This is a genomic window from Streptomyces sp. KR80 (genome assembly GCF_052245555.1).
Taxonomy (GTDB): domain Bacteria; phylum Actinomycetota; class Actinomycetes; order Streptomycetales; family Streptomycetaceae; genus Streptomyces.
Genome location: NZ_JBQQCD010000002.1, coordinates 311,165 through 327,867, shown reverse-complemented (window position 1 = coordinate 327,867; position 16,703 = coordinate 311,165). Strand labels below are relative to the sequence as shown.

The following is a 16,703-nucleotide window of genomic DNA, read 5'->3' as shown; positions in this document are numbered from 1 at the left end:
GCGATTTCGACAGGTGCGGCACATCACATCGAGGAGTGTTCATGGCGAAGCAGGAGCAGCTTCCGCGGCGGCGCGCCCTCCTGGGGGCGGCGGCCCTCGGCGCGGGAGCGGCGGCTGTGGGTGGGGCGGGCACGGCGGCGGCTGCCGACCGGAGCGGGGACGAGGGCCAGGGGCCCCTGCCGGTTCCGACGGTCATCGCTCACCGGGGCGCGAGCGGTTACCGCCCCGAGCACACCCTCGGCTCGTACCAGTTGGCTCTCGACATGGGGGCGGACGTCATCGAGCAGGACCTGGTGCCGACCAAGGACGGGCACCTCGTCTGCCGGCACGAGAACGACATCACCGGCACGACGGATGTCGCGATACGCCCGGAGTTCGCGGCCCGCAAGACCACCAAAACGGTTGACGGCGTATCCCTCACCGGATGGTTCACGGAGGACTTCACCCTCGCCGAGCTGAAGACGCTGCGCGCCAAGGAGCGCATCCCCGCCCTCCGGCAGGAGAACACCCTCTACGACGGCCGCTGGGCGGTGCCGACCTTCGAGGAGGTCCTGCGCTGGGCGGACGCGCAGGGGCGGCGTCGCGGCCGCCCGGTCTGGCTCCACGTGGAGACCAAGCACCCCACCTACTTCCGCAAGCTCGGTCTGGGCCTGGAGGAGCCGCTGGCCAAGCTGCTCCGCAAGTACAACCGGCACCGGAAGGACTCGCCCGTCTTCCTGCAGTCCTTCGAGCCGACCAGCATGCTGCGAATGAGCAAGCTGGTGTCCTCGCCGCGCGTCGTGCTGCTCTGGACCCCGGACGACCGGCCCTGGGACTTCGTCGAGTCCGGGGACCCGCGTACGGTCGCCGACCTCATCAAGCCTGAGGGACTCCGGTGGATGGCGGGCTTCGCGCAAGGTATCGGCCCGGTGCTGAGCCTGATCATCCCGCAGGACGAGAGCGGAAAGCTGGGCAAGCCGACGACTCTGGTCAAGGACGCCCACCGGGCCGGCCTGATCCTGCACCCGTACACGATGCGGAACGAGAACAGCTTCCTGCCCGCCGACTTCCGCCGCGGGACCGACCCGGCGGCCTATGGTGACGCGTTCGGCGCGTTCAAGACGTACTTCGCGACGGGCATCGACGGCATCTTCTCCGACCAGCCCGACACGGCACTGCTCGCGCGCGCGGACTTCCTCGGGGACTGACCCGGGCATCCGGCGTCCGGAGTCGGCAGGCTCCGGACGCCGGGGGCGGCATCACCACACGGACGGGTGAGTTCGGGCGCCCCGCGAAACCGCACGCCGCGTATGCGATGTCCGGGCCGTTGTGACAGCGAGCGACCTTCTCACCGCACTGCGGCCGCTGCTGGCCGCCGAGGCCCAAGCGGAGGCGTACGGCACCGGCGTGGAGCCCGCCGACCTCGAGCAGAGCGTCTGGCTACGGCTGCTGGAGCGAACCCGCGAAGCCGGTCCGCCGCCCGCCCCGGCGGCGTGGCTGCGGGCAGCCGTGCGCACGGAAGTGCGCAGCGCCCGCCGCCGTGCGCGGCGCGAGGTGCCGTACGAGGACGCCGACTTCTCCGCCGCGGCTGGTGCGTTCGGCGCGTCCGCCGCGGACGGGCTTGCCGGGGTGGACGCCCTCCCGTTCGCCGATCGGCTCGGCGATCCGTCGCCGGGTGTCGAGGAGCGCGTCCTGGTCGCGGAGACGCGCCGCGCCTTGCGGAGCGCCGTGGCCCGGCTCCCCGGCCGCTGTCCCCGGCTACTGGGTGCGTTGCTCTCGCCCGCGGACCCGACGTACCGCGAAGTCGCAGGTGAGTTGGGAATCTCACAAGGCAGTTTGGGGCCTGTTCGTTCCCGTTGCCTTGGATGTTTGCGCAGAATGCTCCTGGCGGAGGTTGCGGCTCCTCAACTCTGGGGAAGGGAGCGTTAGCCGACCGGCGCCACTGGAGGCGGCGTGCACCCGCGGCGGCTCCGGTCAGCCATACGGGCCGGGCGCACCCCCAAAACCCTCATCGCGCCCGGGCGCACCGACTAGGGGAGGCATGCGCATGGGCGCGAGCGTGACCATCTCTGCGGCAACCGAGCACGACGCCGAGCAGATCCTCAAACTGCAGTACCTCTGCTACCAGCGAGAGGCGGAGATCTACGGCGACTACACCCTCGAACCACTCACCCAGACGCTGGACGACCTCCGCGCCGAGCTGAGCCAGGGGCCGGTGCTCGTGGCCCGGCTCGGCGAGGAGGTCGTCGGTTCGGTGCGGGGCACCGTCGACGAGGACGGTACGGCTCGCCTCGCCAAGCTGATCGTCCATCCTCGGATGCAGCGGCACGGTCTCGGCGGCCGGCTGTTGAGTGCGATCGAGGCCCGGCTGGCGGAGGAGCTGGCGGCCAAGCGCTACCAGCTGTTCACGGGCCACCGCAGCGAGGGCAATCTGCGGCTCTACCGCAAGTACGGCTATGCGCCGGTCGCCACGGAGCAGGTGTCGCGCCGACTGAGCCTGATCACTCTGGAGAAGTCGGCGTCGGCGCTGGGGGCACCACCGGGACGGAGCAGGGGCGAATACGCCGCCAGCGCCTGAGCGGCACGCGCAGGTGATCCCGGGGCGCGCGGGTTACCGGCCGGCAGCCCCGGCGCCTGCGGCACAGAGCCCGCGATGCACAGCCCGGGTCCGCCGCACAGAGCCCGTCGAGCGACTACGCCCGACGGGCTCTGCGCAGCCAGAACAGCCCGGTCACCGGCAGCACCAGGGGCAGGAAGAGATAGCCCATGCCGTAGTCGGACCACACCGTCTCGTCCGGGAAGGCGGACGGTTCGATCAGCGTCCACGTGCCGACCGTCAGCACGCCGACCAGCTCGGCGGCGCAGCAGCCCATCGCGAGCCGACGTGCGGTCTCGCCGCCGCGGACCAGCGAGACGAGGATGAACGTATAGACGACCGCGGCGACCGCCGACAGCACGTATGCGAGCGGAGCCTGATCGAACTTCGTGATCATCTGGGCGATGGAGCGGGACGCGGCACCGACGGTGAACACCCCGTACAGCAGCACCAACAGCCGCCCCGGGCCCTCGCCGAGCCGTCCGGAGCGGGCCGCCGTCCCGGACCGGAGTTCGGTATCGCCCGTTCCAGGCGAAACCGCATCAAGTGAGGGTGATTCAGACACCGCTGCCTCCCCAGATGTCGAACAGCCGCACCTCCAGCACGGCCAGCACCACGGCCCCCGCTGCTACGGTCACCGATCCCCAGCGCGTCCGCTCCGCCAGAGACAGGAAGCCGGCTGCCGGGACGGCCGCCGCGGCGCCCAGCAGGTAGGCGACGAAGATGCCCGTGCCGTCGTGCGGCTTCTCCCCACGGGCCAGCTGCACGATGCCCACGACCAGCTGCACGAGCACGAGGACCGTCACCACGGCCATGCCGATGAAGTGCCAGTCCTTGGTCGGCTGGTCCCGGTAGGCGGCGAAGCCGCACCACGCGCCGAGCGCCAGGGCAGCCGCACCCACCGCGATCGTCAGTCCGTCGATCACCGGGAGGTCACCGGGGTGCTGCACGGCGAGGAAGGGTCGACAAGCATGGCACGACTCTAATGCTCCCGATTGATCCCGGAGCGAGCAGCCCCCCGCGGCATCCTGGCCGTCCGGCCGCGACCGAGGGTGACCCCGTGCTGCCTTTCCGCAGGCCCATGCTGCATTCTGGGCACCCCAATCCTCGTTACGGAGCGGCGCATGACATCCACCTTCCCAGACATCTCGATCAGTACGGAGCGGCTGGTGCTGCGCCCGTTCGAGGAAGGGGACGTGCCCGCGCTCGCGGACATGATGAACGACGAACTCGTCACCGCCTGGACCTCCGTGGCCCAGCCGTACACCCTCGACGACGCCACTGAGTGGGCCACCCGGCTCGCTCCGGCAGAGCGCGCCGAGGGCCGCGGCATCGTCTTCGCCGTCACCGAACTGCTCACCCAGCGGCTCGTCGGCATCGTGCACCTGCGGAACACCGACTGGCGCTGCCGGTCCGCGGAGGTCGGATACGTCACCGCTCCCTGGGCCCGCGGCGAGGGATACGCCACCGAGTCGGTCGCCGCGGTCGCCCAGTGGCTCTTCAAGGACCAGAAGTTCGAGCGCCTGGAGCTGCGCACCGCGGCCGACAACACCGCCTCCCAGCAGGTCGCGCAGAAGGTCGGCTGCATCAGCGAAGGCGTGCTTCGCAATGCCTGGATAGCCCGGTCCCGTACGGAGGACGGCGGCTGGACCGACATCCGTACCGACCTCATCGTGTGGAGCCTGCTGCCGGAGGACCTCGAGGACCTCGCCGGGCAGGCGGCGGACGGCGACGGCTATGCCGCGAATCCCACGTGGGGCTGACCTGGCGCGCCCCCGGGCCGTCCCCCAGCTACCGGTGGGGGTGCCCCCACGCCCACTCCGCGCCCATCCAGGCGCGGTTGTCCACTCCAGCACCCGCCCCGTGCCTGAGGACCCGGCTCGCCGACCGGGGCTGGGATCGGCGCCCCGCACCTGCCGGGGTACTGTTCCTCCGGGGGCGATCCCGTACCCTGTCCGCCCGCACCGCCCGCCACCCCGGGCCCCTACCTGCGATGTGCTCAGGAGACTGACGACGATGGCCGACCGGGTCACGGTGATCGGCTGGGACGGCTCGCCGCTGACCGCCTCAGCCCGCTCCGCCCTGGGCGCGGCCACCCTCGTCGCCGGCGCCGCCCACCACCTCGCGCTGCCCGAAGTGCCGCCCGCCGCCGAGCGGATCAGGCTGGGCAGTCTCGACCTGGCCGCCCGCCGGATCGCCGGCCACCGTGGCACCGCGGTCGTCCTCGCCGACGGCGACCCGGGCTTCTTCGGCGTCGTACGGATCCTGCGCGCACCCGAGTACGGCCTGGAGGTCGAGGTGGTGCCTGCGGTCTCCTCGGTCGCCCAGGCCTTCGCGCGCGCCGGGATGCCCTGGGACGACGCCCAGGTGGTCGTCGCCCACAGCCGTGACCTGCGGCGCGCCGTGAACGTCTGCCGCGCGCACAGCAAGGTCGCCGTCCTCACCTCGCCGGGCGCAGGACCCGCCGAACTCGCCCTCCTGCTCGGCCGAGTGCACCGCACCTTCGTCATCTGCGAGGAACTGGGCACCGGCCGGGAGCAGGTGACCGTCCTGACCTCCGACAAGGTCGCCGACCACACCTGGCGCGACCCCAACGTCGTGATCTCCATCGGCGGACTGCAGAACTCCTTCCAGAACCCCGTCCCGGGCGCCTCCTTCCCGGGTACCGGCTGGATCGCCGGACGCGACCCGGCGCAGCAGCCCGCGGTGCGCGGCTGGGGACTTTCCGGCCATGAATACGGCGCGGCCGAGCTCGGCGAAGGTGAGTCGCCCCACCTCCGGGCAGCCCAACTCGCCCGGCTCGGGCCGCGCGTGGGCGATCTCGTCTGGGACATCGGCGCCGGGAGCGGTGCGGCCGCCGCCGAGGCCGCGCGGTTCGGTGCCGCCGTCATCGCCGTGGACCGGGACCCCGACGCGTGCGGACGCGCCACGGCCGTGGCCCGCCGGTTCGGCGTCCAGCTGCAGGTGGTCCACGGCACCGCCCCGCAGATCCTCGAGAACCTGCCAGAGCCGGACGTGGTCCGGGTCGGGTGGTGGCGGACCTCCGGTGGTGGCCGCCTGCGCCGCCCGACGCCCGGAGCGCATCGTTGCGCACGCGCCGACGCGGGACACCGCGGAGGCCATCGGCAGGGTCCTCTCCGACGGCGGTTACGCCGTGGAGTGTGCACTGATCCAGTCGGTGGAGTTGGAAACCTCCGTGGCGTCGGCGTGGGCAGAACGTGAACGTGCCGTGGCCTTTCTGCTGAGTGGACAGCGACTGTCCAGGCCTTGAGGCGCTCGGGGGCCGCCCGGCATGTGGGGAACACCGCCTCATGTCCGGCCTTTCTCCGGTGCGGGGCCGGTCTTTCTCGAGAAGCTTCCGTCGTCGTCCGGCCTTCGCCGCGGAACCTTTCCGCCGTTCGCCCCGTGACCTCTGCCGCAGCTGCGGCAGGTAGGCTGGCGGACTGTTGTACTGCCGTGCGGGGTTCGGCGCTTCGTTCGCCAATGTCCTGAACGCGCCCCCGTTTTGTGGGTGAGCGGTATGACGGTTGGGGGACGCTCGACGTGCCGCGCGGCGCACACGCTCGTTGTTGCTACAGGGCGGTCACTGCGCCGCGGCCGGGAGCGCCGGACGAGCGGTTGGAAGGAGCACTACCAATGGGCGAGGGGTACGCATGACTGACACCGGCCAGGTCCCGGGCGAGGGACTGCCGGAGAACGCAGGCGGACAGCCGGAGACACCGCAGTACGCGGTTCCCGCCACCCCCGCAGGCACCGGCCCGTCGGAGCAGCCGGGCACCGTCCCGGTGCCGGGAGCGTATGGCTTCCACGGCCCGGCGGAGAACGGTGCCGAGGACGACGACCAGTTGTTGATGCCACGTGCTCAGGGCGCCTGGAGCGATCAACCCCTGGCGCAGCCGGAGCCGCAGGCCCCCCTGCACCCTCATCCGCAGATGCCCGGGCCGGTCCAGCCGCAGCCGCCGCCACAGCCGCCCGGGGAGTCGTACGGGCAGGTCCAGGCGCCCGACCAGGCGCACCCGGCCGCGCCCGTGCCCCCGCACCTCCATCCCCACCCCCACGCGCACATCCCCCCGCAGGCCCGCCCGCCGGCGGATTCGGCGGCGTACGAGCCTGACATGGCGTACGAGCCCGACATACAGCACGGCGGGACACACGAGTCGGGCGGCCGCGACACCGGGTCGGTCGACTACGGCGCCGTACGGATTTCGCCTCCTGCCGCCCATCAGCCAGTGGCCTCTCAGTCGGCACCCGCTCCCGCGGCTCAGACGCCTCCCCGGCGCCCGCTGCACCTCGGGCCTCCGGTGCCCGAGCAGACCGGCGGCGTCGTGCGATCCCTCGCCGACCGCGGTCCGGCGGGCGCGCCCTCCGCGCCTGCGTCCGGTGTCGCACCCGCCCCGCGGCAGGCCGGGGCGGCCACCACCGGGCCCGAGTACCTGGACGTGCCGCCACCGCGCGAGGAGGCCCCGGCGGCCGTGCCGGCGTACGCGGAACAGGCCGCCTCCGCGGCGCTGCCCGGTCCGCAGCTCGCTGAGATCCCTGCGCAGGGTGGTGGCGCCTGGGACATCCGGCCGCCGCAGCCCGCGCAGGTGGCCGAGCCGGTCCGGGTGAACGCTTCGGTGGAGAGCTCGGCAGAAACGGTCGGCCGCTCCTCGGCCGAGGGCTCGCTGCACGGCGGGGAAGCTGTTTCGGCGCAGGGGCCGGAGGCCGGATCGGGATCCGGTCCCGCGGCGGGGTCCGGGCCTGGGGCCGGATCCGGGGCCATCCCGTCCGAGGCTGCGGCGCCCTCCGGTGCGGGTCGGGACGAACGGGTGGGTGAGGCCGGCGGGACCTCCGTTGCCGGGTCCGGTACGCCGGGAACGCCCGCAGCGCAGTCGGAACCGGCAGAGGCCCCAGCCTCTGTGCCTCCATCCGTGCCCGCGCAGCCGTCGCAGCCCGACTCGTCCGCCGGGGCCACACCGTTCGAGTCGAGCGCCACCGCGCCCGCCGAGGATGCGCGGCAGGCGCCGCCGAATGCCGCCGAGGTGGTGGCTGCCGCGGGGCCCGCGGAGGCAGGGCAGCACCGGCCGCAGCAGCCGGGGGAGCCCGCGCAGTCCGAGAGCGCCCCCGTATCGGAGGCCGATGCGCCAGCCGGCTCGCGGCAACCGGCGGACGCCCCTGCCGAGGCCGCGAACGTCTGGCCGGAGCCCGCGCAGGAAGGCGACGCGGCAGCCGTCTCCGGGGCGGAGATCGCGGATTCCGGGGCCCCCGGTGGACCGGAGGTCTCCGTCGGCCCGGAGAGCTCCGGAGGACCGCACGTCTCCGGGGGAGCAGGGGACACCGCCGAGCCGAGGGAGCCCGCCCGTCGGCCGCGCGCCGTACTGGCCGACCAGCTCGTCGCCTCGAAGCCCGCGCCCGGGATGCCCACCGAGCAACGAGCCCAGGGAGGAGAGGGTCCGGAATCGCTTGACGCGGATTCGGTAGCCGCCGCCTCAGGCGCGGAGACCGCCGAGGAGCCGGGCGCTGTCGCGACCGAGCCGGAGAGCCCCACCGACGACCCCCTCGACGTACCCGCCGCGGGGTACGCGGAGGCCGAGCGCGACGCCGTACTGCGGGTCATGCGCGAACGCCGCGACATCCGCAACGGCTTCCGCACCGACCCGATCCCGCACGAGGTGCTGCGCCGGGTCCTCGAAGCCGCCCACACCGCACCCAGCGTCGGCCACTCCCAGCCGTGGGACTTCGTGGTCATCCGCTCCGCCGAGACCCGGCGGACGATGCATGAACTGGCCACGCGTCAGCGCGAGGCGTACGCCAAGTCCCTTCCGAAGGGACGGGCCAAGCAGTTCAAGGAGCTGAAGATCGAGGCGATCCTCGACACTCCGGTGAACATCGTCGTCACCGCCGACCCCACCCGCGGCGGCCGGCACACCCTCGGCCGGCACACCCAGCCGCAGATGGCGCCGTACTCCTCGGCGCTGGCCGTGGAGAACCTGTGGCTCGCCGCGCGCGCGGAGGGTCTGGGCGTGGGCTGGGTGAGCTTCTTCGACGAGCGGGAAATGGTCCGGGCCCTGGGCCTGCCCGAGCATCTGGAGGTCGTCGCGTATCTGTGCGTCGGGTACGTCGACGAATTCCCGGACGAGCCCGAGCTGATGCAGGCCGGGTGGTCGAAGCGACGTCCGCTGTCATGGGTCGTCCACGAGGAGACGTACGGGCGCCGCGCCCTTCCCGGGGAGGAGCCGCACGACCTGCTCGCCGAGACGCTCCAGGGCATCCGGCCGCTGGACGCGAAGGCGCTCGGCGAGGCCTGGGAGCGGCAGAAGCGGATGACCAAGCCGGCCGGGGCCCTCGGCATGTTGGAGATCATCTCCGCCCAGCTGAGCGGACTGTCACGGCAGTGCCCGCCGCCGATCCCGGAGCCCGCCGCGGTGGCGATCTTCGCGGGGGACCACGGTGTCCACGCCCAGGGCGTGACCCCGTGGCCGCAGGAGGTCACCGCGCAGATGGTCGCCAACTTCCTGGGCGGCGGCGCAGTCTGCAACGCCTTCGCCGCCCAAGTCGGCGCCGAGGTGTGCGTCGTGGACGTCGGTGTCGCGGGTGAACTGCCCAGCACGCCGGGTCTGCTGCCGCGCAAGGTCCGGCACGGCACCAGTGATTTCACCACCGGGCCCGCCCTCTCGCAGGAGGATGTGCTGCGCGCGATCGAGGTCGGCATCGACACGGCGCGGGACCTCGTCGCCGCGGGCAACAAGGCCCTGCTCACCGGTGAGATGGGCATCGCGAACACGACGGTCTCCGCGGCGCTGATCTCCGTCTTCACGGGGGCGGACCCGGGCGAGGTCACCGGACGCGGGACCGGGATCAACGACGAGATGCACGCGCGCAAGGTCGAGGTCGTGCGACGTGCGCTGGAGCTGCACCAGCCGGACCCCGCCGATCCGATCGGCGTGCTCGCCGCGATCGGCGGCCTCGAGCACGCGGCGATCGTCGGGCTGCTGCTGGGCGGTGCGTCGTTGCGCACGCCCGTGATCCTGGACGGCGTCAGCGCGGGTGCCGCGGCCCTCGTGGCCCGGGCGATCGCACCGGAGGTCCTCGCGGCGTGCGTCGCCGGACACCGCAGCGCGGAGCCGGGCCATGTCGCCGCCCTCACCAAACTCGGTCTGCGCCCCTTGGTCGACCTGGATCTCCGCCTGGGCGAAGGCACGGGCGCACTCCTTGCCCTGCCCTTGGTGCAGAGCGCCGCCCGTGCGATGCACGAGGTGGCGACGTTCGACTCGGCGGGCGTCACGGAAAAGGGCTAGCCCTCGCCGGGCTGGCCGCTCCGCGCCGGGCTGGGGGCGGGTGCGGGTGAGCCGGTGGGTTGGCCCACCTTCTCCCGCGTGCCCCCAGTCCTGGCTGCCCCCGCACCGCCTGAGGGTGCGGAGTGCTCAGGGCGTACGGGCACGTGGGGTGCCGCAACTGTGGGCACTCACAGAACGGGTGGTGGGTGGGCACGGATCCCGGCCGGAGGCCGGGGTGGGGCAGCCCCACCAGGGGTGTTCCATGTGTCCCGGCACGCAGAGCCGGGGCCGCGCCCCGTAGGGTGGGCGGCGAGGCCGTCGCCGGCCACCCCGCCGCTTCAGCGCCGCAGCGGCACCGTTCCGCCTCTCCCACGGAGGTTCCGCACTGCCATGACCGAGAACGCCGCCAGCGCAGCGCCATCGCATCCCGCCTACCCCGTCGGACTGCGCCTCGCCGGGCGGCGAGTCGTCGTCCTCGGCGCCGGGGAGGTCGCGCAGCGGAGGCTGCCCGGGCTGCTGGCCGCGGGGGCGGACGTCCTGCTGATCTCGCCGTCGGCCACCCCGTCCGTCGAGGCCATGGCGGAGGCCGGTGAGTTGCGCTGGGAGCGCCGCCGGTATCGCGAGGGCGACCTGGCCGACGCCTGGTACGCGGTGATCACCACCGACGACCCGGACGCGAATGCCGCCGCCTCCGCCGAGGCCGAGGCACGCCGCGTCTGGTGTGTGCGCAGCGACGACGCGGAGGCGGCGACCGCCTGGACGCCGGCCACCGGGCGCAGCGAGGGCGTGACCGTCGCGGTCCTCACCGGCCGCGACCCGCGGCGTTCGGCCGCCGTGCGGGACGCCGTGGTGGAAGGGCTGCGCGACGGGACGATTGCAGCGCCGCGGCACCGCGCCCGCAGGCCCGGCGTCGCCCTGGTCGGCGGCGGCCCCGGCGACCCGGATCTCATCACGGTGCGCGGCCGGCGGCTGCTGGCGGAGGCGGACGTGGTGATCGCCGACCGGCTGGCCCCGCGCGATCTGCTCGACGAACTTCCCCCGCATGTCGAGGTGATCGACGCGGCGAAGATCCCGTACGGCCGGTTCATGGCCCAGGAGGCCATCAACAACGCGCTCATCGAGCACGCCAAGGCGGGCAAGGCGGTCGTACGGCTGAAGGGCGGCGACCCGTTCGTCTTCGGTAGGGGGATGGAGGAGGCCGAAGCGCTGGCGGAAGCGGGCATTCCGTGCACGGTCGTGCCCGGGATCTCCAGCTCGATCAGCGTGCCCGGCGCGGTCGGGATCCCCGTCACGCACCGCGGCGTAGCGCATGAGTTCACCGTGGTGAGCGGCCATGTGGCCCCGGACGACCCGCGGTCGCTCGTCGACTGGGCGGCGCTGGCCGAGCTCCGGGGGACGTTGGTGCTGCTGATGGCCGTGGAGCGGATCGCCGCCATCGCCCAGGCACTGATCGAGCACGGCCGGGCGGCCGACACCCCGGTGGCGATCGTCCAGGAGGGCACCACGGCGGCCCAGCGCCGGGTCGACGCGACGCTGGCGACCGTCGGGGAGACGGTACGGGCCGAGGGGGTGCGCCCGCCGGCAGTGGTGGTCATCGGCGAGGTCGTCGCCCTCGCGTCGCGTAACCGCGGGTAACAATTCTCTCTCCGGCCCGTTGGCACCGCATCCAGGACAAGGCAGTATCACCCTGTGGCAGATCTCATCACGGTCGAGGACCCGGGCGACCCGCGGCTGCGCGACTACACCGGCCTGACGGACGTCGAGCTCCGGCGCAAGCGGGAGCCCGCGGAAGGGCTGTTCATCGCGGAGGGCGAGAAGGTGATCCGGCGCGCCAGGCACGCCGGGTACGAGATGCGCTCGATGCTGCTGTCGGCCAAGTGGATCGATGTGATGCGCGATGTGATCGACGAGGTTCCCGCGCCGGTCTACGCCGTGAGCCCGGAACTGGCCGAGCAGGTGACCGGCTATCACGTGCACCGTGGAGCGCTGGCCTCCATGCGGCGCAAGCCGCTGCCGACGGCCGAGGAGCTGCTCGCGGACGCGCGCCGGGTCGTGGTGATGGAGTCGGTGAACGACCACACCAATATCGGCGCCATCTTCAGGAGCGCCGCCGCGCTGGGCATGGATGCGGTGCTGCTCTCGCCCGACTGCGCCGATCCGCTGTACCGGCGCTCGGTGAAGGTCTCGATGGGTGCGGTCTTCTCCGTGCCGTACGCCCGGCTGGAGACCTGGCCGCGCGGCCTGGAGTCGGTGCGCGAGGCCGGGTTCGAACTGCTCGCGCTGACGCCGGACGAGAAGGCCAGCGCCATCGACGAGGTGGCCCCGCACCGGCTGGAACGGGTCGCGCTGATGCTGGGCGCGGAGGGCGACGGGCTGTCCACCCAGGCGCTGGTCGCGGCCGACGAGTGGGTGCGCATCCCCATGGCGCACGGCGTCGATTCGCTCAATGTGGGGGCGGCGGCCGCGGTCGCGTTCTACGCCGTTGCGACGGGCCGCCCGTAACTCTTCACCGAGCGCTCAGGGGGCGGCGGACTGGGAGCCGTGCTGCAACAGTCCGCGAACCGGTCCCTGGCAGCCCTGTGCCGCCGCGATGCCCAGCGCGACGAGCAGGGTCACCGTGACGAACACGATCAGTCGCTGGCGCAGCAGCCGACGGTTCACACCGGGACGGCGCCCGGCCGAGGTCGGACGGGGAGCGGTGCCCGTACGGCTGGTGGCGCGCGTGCCATGGCGGGTGGCGGGTGGGCGCGGAGCGGGACGCGCCCCCGAGCGGGGGGCGGACGCGCGCGCCGTCTGCGACCGGGGCGCGGGCGCGCCCGCCGCGCGCCGCTGCGTGCGCTGCCGGGTGTACTCGTCGGTGGGCTTGCCCGTCGGCCGGTCCGCGGGGCGGCGCGGGGACGGAGGACGGCTCTCGGACAGGCCGTGTGCCTCGCGCGCCGCGATCTCCTTGAGCCGCATGGACAGCTGCAAGGTGCTCGGTCGCTCCTCCGGGTTCTTGGCGAGGCAGGCCTGGATCAGCGGGGCGAGCGCGTCGGGCACGCCGTGCAGCTGTGGCTCCTCGTGCACCACGCGGTAGAGCATGACCTCCGAACTGCCGTGGCCGAAGGGCGAGTCGGCGGTCGCGCAGTAGGCGAGGGTGGCGCCCAGCGCGAAGACGTCCGTGGCCGGTGTCACGGCGGCGCCCCGCACCTGCTCGGGCGCAAGGAAGCCGGGCGAGCCGACCGCCGTCCCGACGTGCGTCAGCGTGCTGGCCCCGGTGGCCCAGGCGATGCCGAAGTCGATGATCCGTGGGCCCTTGGGGGAGAGGAGGATGTTCGACGGCTTGAGGTCACGGTGCACCACCCCCGCCTCGTGCACGGCCACCAGGCCCTCTGACAGCGCTGCGCCGATCGACGCCGTACGGGCCGCCGAGAGCGGTCCCTCCTCGGTCACTTTGTCGTGCAAGGAGGGCCCGGGCACGTACTGGGTGGCGAACCACGGGCGGTCGGCTTCCAGGTCGGCGGCGACCAGCCGGGCCGTACAGCCGCCGCGGATCCGCCGGGCCGCCGACACCTCGCGCGCGAAGCGCGAACGGAATTCCTGATCCTCCGCCAGGTCGGGCCGGATCACCTTCAGAGCGACCCGCTGTCCGCGCCGGTCCGAGCCGAGGTAGACCACTCCCATGCCACCGGCGCCCAGGCGCCGGTGAAGCCTGAACGAGCCGACGACACGCGGGTCCTCGCGCCGGAGCCGCATCATCGCCATGTCCGTCCTCTGCCTCCGGTGGGGAGGCCCCACTCCGCTGCCCATCCGTCTGACGTGGGACAGCTTACGGATTGACGGCCTTGTGCGCTCATAGGCCGCGCGAGCGTCGGCCGACGGATTGTCAGTGCCGGGTGGGGGCCTGGAAGTACGGGCGGAGGGAGCCGTAAGTGACGCTCTGTCGACTCGGTGCCAGATTTCAACCGTCCGTTGCAGAAGGGGGATTGAGCCCTGAAGGTGATCGGGCGCAGACGGTCGTGAACGCCGGGGAACAGATGCGGAGGTACGAGGTGGTGGCTGGGCGGACGGTCGAAGGGGCGAGACCCGGGGGCGGGTAGGGGAGTGACGGAAGTGAGTGAAGTCACTCTGAGGGGCCCCTGGGGGAAGACCCTCACACGGAACAGCGGATCTCCACCCAGAGGAGTATCCGCACCGGTCCGACGTCATTCTCAAGGAGGTCCGCAGATCGCTACGACGGCATGACGACCGGGCTCCGGCCCGCCCCTAGTGTTGAGATCAAGCGGCGGGCGTGGAACTCGTCCCCCCAGGTCGGACGCTCGCCGCTCCAGATGCGAGGAGTGAGGCGGAGCAGAGGCACAGGGGCACGCCTGGCGGCGCTGCTCGCGGTCGTCTTCGGCGGCCGGGAGGCCGTCATCACCCAGGCGTCGTCCGTGGTCGGAACGCCGGGGCGCTGAGTGGCGCCCTGCCCGGGAGAGCGGCCCGGGTTCGGCACTTCCGGTCGGCACCCCGTGGGGACGGGGGCGTGGCGGACGGCACGAATGCCCGGACAGTCGAGAGGACTGTCCGGGCATCGCGCGTTTCCCGGGCATGCCCCGCGACTGCCGACGCCCTCCCCCTGGGGGCACCGATGTGCTCTGCGCCGCGGCCGCGTCCAACTTCGCCTCGTTCGTACCGCCCTGATGCTTCACGATTGCCTACCTCCGCCTGGGCGCCCCCGGGCCGTTGGACTCAGGGGGACGACCATGGGGAAGTGCCCCGGGGGCAGCCCATCCGGGCCGTTCCCGCATCGCCGGCCTTGGGTGCCGCCCGAGGCGCAGAGCTGCCCCCCCCCGCGCGGTGGGACCGCCATGGTGTGCCTCGGCTTCGGGCACCCGAAGCTACGGGTCGGTGGGGGCGACCACCCGGCAGAAGGCGGTCGTGAGCCGCCTCTGTCGTACGATCCGGGACGAGGCGCGGCCCGACGCACAGGGGCGGCGCCGACACACAGGGGGATGTCATGCCGGGGACACTCACCGAGCAGCTCGCCGCGCTGGGGCGCGGCGGTCCCACAGCGCGGAGCGGCACCGCCGACGAGGCACTCGTACTGGCCGACCGGCCGGACGGCACCGTCGTACGGATCGGAGCCGTCATCTGCAAGGCGCATGCCGCCGACTGCGACCCGGCAGCCCTCGCCGTCCGCCTCCGTGTCGCCGCGCATCCACGGCTGAGGAGCATCCTGTTGCCGCCGCTGCCCGTATCCCGTACGGGCGGTCTGCTCGAGGTGCTGCACGACGGGCGCGCCGCGACCCTGTGGCCGGCGGGCGCGCCCGTGGCGGTGGACGATGCCCGGGCCGCGCCGTGGGAGGAGGCTGCCGCGCTGCTCGCTCGGCTGCACGATGTGTCCCCCGGTGAACTGCCGGAGCCGCTGCCGTCCATGCGGGGCCCCGCGAAGGTCGCGCGGGCCGTCGCGCGGCTGCGCGCGGTCGGTGCTGAGAGTGCCGCCGCCGGGACCGTGCTGGGTGCCTGGGCGGGCCTGCCGCCCTGGGCGAGGGGCGAGGCCGCGCCGCCCCGGCGCGACCACCTGTGCCACGGCGATCTGCACTTGGGCCAACTCGTCCGGCATCCCGCCCCCGACGGCCCCTGGCTCCTGATCGACGTCGACGATCTCGGCCTCGGGAACGCGGCCTGGGATCTCGCCCGCCCCGCCGCCTGGTATGCCGCGGGCCTGCTCGCCCCGGCCGTCTGGCAGCGGTTCCTCCGCGCCTACTGTGCCGGCGGCGGCGCCGGTCTGCGCTCCGCGGACGATCCCTGGCCGGAACTCGACATTCCCGCCCGGGCACTGACGGTCCAGTCGGCCGCCCTCGCGCTCGTCCGGGCGGCCCGGGAGCGCCGTGCCCCCGACGACGTCGACCAGGCACTGGTGGACGCCTGCTCACGCATCGTCCGGCTCGGATCCGAAGCCGGGCCGTAGGCTGAACTCCACGTCGCCGGGGAGAATTTCCCGGTGATCGCGACATCACCGGCGAGGAGCTGAACCATGCAGTGTCCCAAGTGCCATGCGCCCATGCACACCTACAACCGGAATGGCGTCCAGATCGAGCAGTGCAGCGGCTGCCGGGGCATCTTCCTCGACTATGGGGAGCTGGAGTCGCTGACCCGGCTCGAAGCCCAGTGGTCGCAGCAGGCGCCGCCGCCCCCGCCCGGCCCGCAGGCGTACCCCGCAGCCCCCGCCTGGGGCGCCCCGCACCACGGCCATCACGGGCACCGCCACGGTCACAAGAGCTTCGGACGGATGCTCTTCTCCTCCTGACCGAGGTACGAAAACGACCGAGGGCCGGGTGTCCGGCCCTCGGTCGATCGGTGTGGACGATACTGGGATTGAACCAGTGACCTCTTCCGTGTCAGGGAAGCGCTCTCCCGCTGAGCTAATCGTCCGCGGTGCTGCGTGCGCGATACTGGGATTGAACCAGTGACCTCTTCCGTGTCAGGGAAGCGCTCTCCCGCTGAGCTAATCGCGCCGGAGTCCCCCACGCGGAAGCCTCTCACGAGAGCCCCCAGGGGAGGGCCCTCGCGGACCCCAGTGGACGATACTGGGATTGAACCAGTGACCTCTTCCGTGTCAGGGAAGCGCTCTCCCGCTGAGCTAATCGTCCGTGGAGGTGGAGACGGGATTTGAACCCGTGTAGACGGCTTTGCAGGCCGTTGCCTCGCCTCTCGGCCACTCCACCAGTGCGGGGGCTCGGGATGATCCCCCACGTCGAGCGGACGACGAGATTCGAACTCGCGACCCTCACCTTGGCAAGGTGATGCTCTACCAACTGAGCCACGTCCGCAGGTGCCTCCCCCGGACTCCGCCGGGGTGCTGCCTTGCGCCTCCGGGGCGCTGCTACGTCCCGGCGACGAGTTGAACT

12 protein-coding genes, 5 tRNA genes and 1 pseudogene are annotated in these 16,703 nt (G+C 72.8%); 10 read left to right on the top strand and 8 right to left on the bottom strand.

Annotated features, from left to right (window positions below; translation table 11 throughout):
• Positions 1–41 precede the first annotated feature (41 nt).
• The 3 genes from ACTWQI_RS04460 to ACTWQI_RS04450 all read left to right on the top strand — a co-directional run bounded on the left by ACTWQI_RS04460 (position 42) and on the right by ACTWQI_RS04450 (position 2,557).
• Positions 42–1,187 carry a glycerophosphodiester phosphodiesterase gene (locus tag ACTWQI_RS04460; RefSeq protein WP_443267620.1) on the top strand — a complete coding sequence of 382 codons (1,146 nt, stop codon included), beginning with the start codon at positions 42–44 and terminating at the stop codon, positions 1,185–1,187.
• 121 nt (positions 1,188–1,308) lie between these two features.
• Positions 1,309–1,908 (top strand): sigma-70 family RNA polymerase sigma factor, encoded by a 600-nt coding sequence (locus tag ACTWQI_RS04455; RefSeq protein ID WP_443267619.1) that lies wholly within the window; start codon positions 1,309–1,311, stop codon positions 1,906–1,908.
• A gap of 118 nt (positions 1,909–2,026) precedes the next feature.
• Entirely contained in the window at positions 2,027–2,557 is a 531-nt protein-coding gene (locus ACTWQI_RS04450) for a GNAT family N-acetyltransferase (protein ID WP_443267617.1), read from the top strand.
• 115 nt (positions 2,558–2,672) lie between these two features.
• Here the strand turns inward: ACTWQI_RS04450 and ACTWQI_RS04445 are convergent, their stop codons facing one another.
• Both ACTWQI_RS04445 and ACTWQI_RS04440 read right to left on the bottom strand, forming a co-directional pair.
• Positions 2,673–3,140 (bottom strand): hypothetical protein, encoded by a 468-nt coding sequence (locus ACTWQI_RS04445; RefSeq protein WP_443267615.1) that lies wholly within the window; start codon positions 3,138–3,140, stop codon positions 2,673–2,675.
• Positions 3,133–3,501, bottom strand: a complete 369-nt coding sequence (locus ACTWQI_RS04440; RefSeq protein WP_443267915.1) for a hypothetical protein — start codon at positions 3,499–3,501, stop codon at positions 3,133–3,135. Before ACTWQI_RS04440 ends, ACTWQI_RS04445 begins: the two co-directional genes overlap by 8 nt.
• A 198-nt stretch (positions 3,502–3,699) precedes the next feature.
• Between ACTWQI_RS04440 and ACTWQI_RS04435 the strand changes: the two genes are divergently transcribed.
• From ACTWQI_RS04435 to ACTWQI_RS04415, 5 genes and pseudogenes are all read left to right on the top strand, one after another.
• A complete protein-coding gene (locus ACTWQI_RS04435; RefSeq protein ID WP_443267614.1) occupies positions 3,700–4,338 on the top strand; it encodes a GNAT family N-acetyltransferase in 639 nt (212 codons plus the stop codon).
• A 253-nt stretch (positions 4,339–4,591) separates the two neighbouring features.
• Positions 4,592–5,846, top strand: a pseudogene (gene cbiE / locus ACTWQI_RS04430) (precorrin-6y C5,15-methyltransferase (decarboxylating) subunit CbiE).
• 382 nt (positions 5,847–6,228) lie between these two features.
• Entirely contained in the window at positions 6,229–9,852 is a 3,624-nt protein-coding gene (gene cobT / locus ACTWQI_RS04425; RefSeq protein ID WP_443267612.1) for a nicotinate-nucleotide--dimethylbenzimidazole phosphoribosyltransferase, read from the top strand.
• A 369-nt stretch (positions 9,853–10,221) separates the two neighbouring features.
• A complete protein-coding gene (gene cobA / locus ACTWQI_RS04420; protein WP_443267610.1) occupies positions 10,222–11,466 on the top strand; it encodes a uroporphyrinogen-III C-methyltransferase in 1,245 nt (414 codons plus the stop codon).
• A 54-nt stretch (positions 11,467–11,520) separates the two neighbouring features.
• Positions 11,521–12,333 carry a TrmH family RNA methyltransferase gene (locus ACTWQI_RS04415; RefSeq protein WP_443267608.1) on the top strand — a complete coding sequence of 271 codons (813 nt, stop codon included), beginning with the start codon at positions 11,521–11,523 and terminating at the stop codon, positions 12,331–12,333.
• Between the two features lie 15 nt (positions 12,334–12,348).
• On the opposite strand, the gene ACTWQI_RS04410 is transcribed toward ACTWQI_RS04415, so the two are convergent.
• The gene (locus ACTWQI_RS04410) at positions 12,349–13,575 is read right to left on the bottom strand and encodes a protein kinase domain-containing protein (protein WP_443267605.1); all 1,227 of its coding nucleotides are present in this window, start codon (positions 13,573–13,575) and stop codon (positions 12,349–12,351) included.
• A gap of 1,234 nt (positions 13,576–14,809) precedes the next feature.
• On the opposite strand from ACTWQI_RS04410, the gene ACTWQI_RS04405 reads away from it, so the two are divergent.
• Both ACTWQI_RS04405 and ACTWQI_RS04400 read left to right on the top strand, forming a co-directional pair.
• Positions 14,810–15,763 carry a phosphotransferase family protein gene (locus ACTWQI_RS04405; protein WP_443267603.1) on the top strand — a complete coding sequence of 318 codons (954 nt, stop codon included), beginning with the start codon at positions 14,810–14,812 and terminating at the stop codon, positions 15,761–15,763.
• Between the two features lie 66 nt (positions 15,764–15,829).
• Positions 15,830–16,102: a TFIIB-type zinc ribbon-containing protein gene (locus tag ACTWQI_RS04400; RefSeq protein ID WP_443267601.1), complete on the top strand. Its 273-nt coding sequence runs from the start codon at positions 15,830–15,832 to the stop codon at positions 16,100–16,102.
• 53 nt (positions 16,103–16,155) lie between these two features.
• Here ACTWQI_RS04400 and ACTWQI_RS04395 read toward each other — a convergent pair.
• The 5 genes from ACTWQI_RS04395 to ACTWQI_RS04375 form a co-directional block, all read right to left on the bottom strand.
• Positions 16,156–16,227: transfer RNA gene (locus tag ACTWQI_RS04395), tRNA-Val, on the bottom strand.
• Positions 16,228–16,238: 11 nt separating this feature from the next.
• Positions 16,239–16,310, bottom strand: a tRNA-Val gene (locus ACTWQI_RS04390).
• Positions 16,311–16,373: 63 nt separating this feature from the next.
• Positions 16,374–16,445, bottom strand: a tRNA-Val gene (locus tag ACTWQI_RS04385).
• Position 16,446: 1 nt separating this feature from the next.
• Positions 16,447–16,520: transfer RNA gene (locus ACTWQI_RS04380), tRNA-Cys, on the bottom strand.
• Positions 16,521–16,552: 32 nt separating this feature from the next.
• Positions 16,553–16,625: transfer RNA gene (locus tag ACTWQI_RS04375), tRNA-Gly, on the bottom strand.
• Positions 16,626–16,703: the final 78 nt, after the last annotated feature.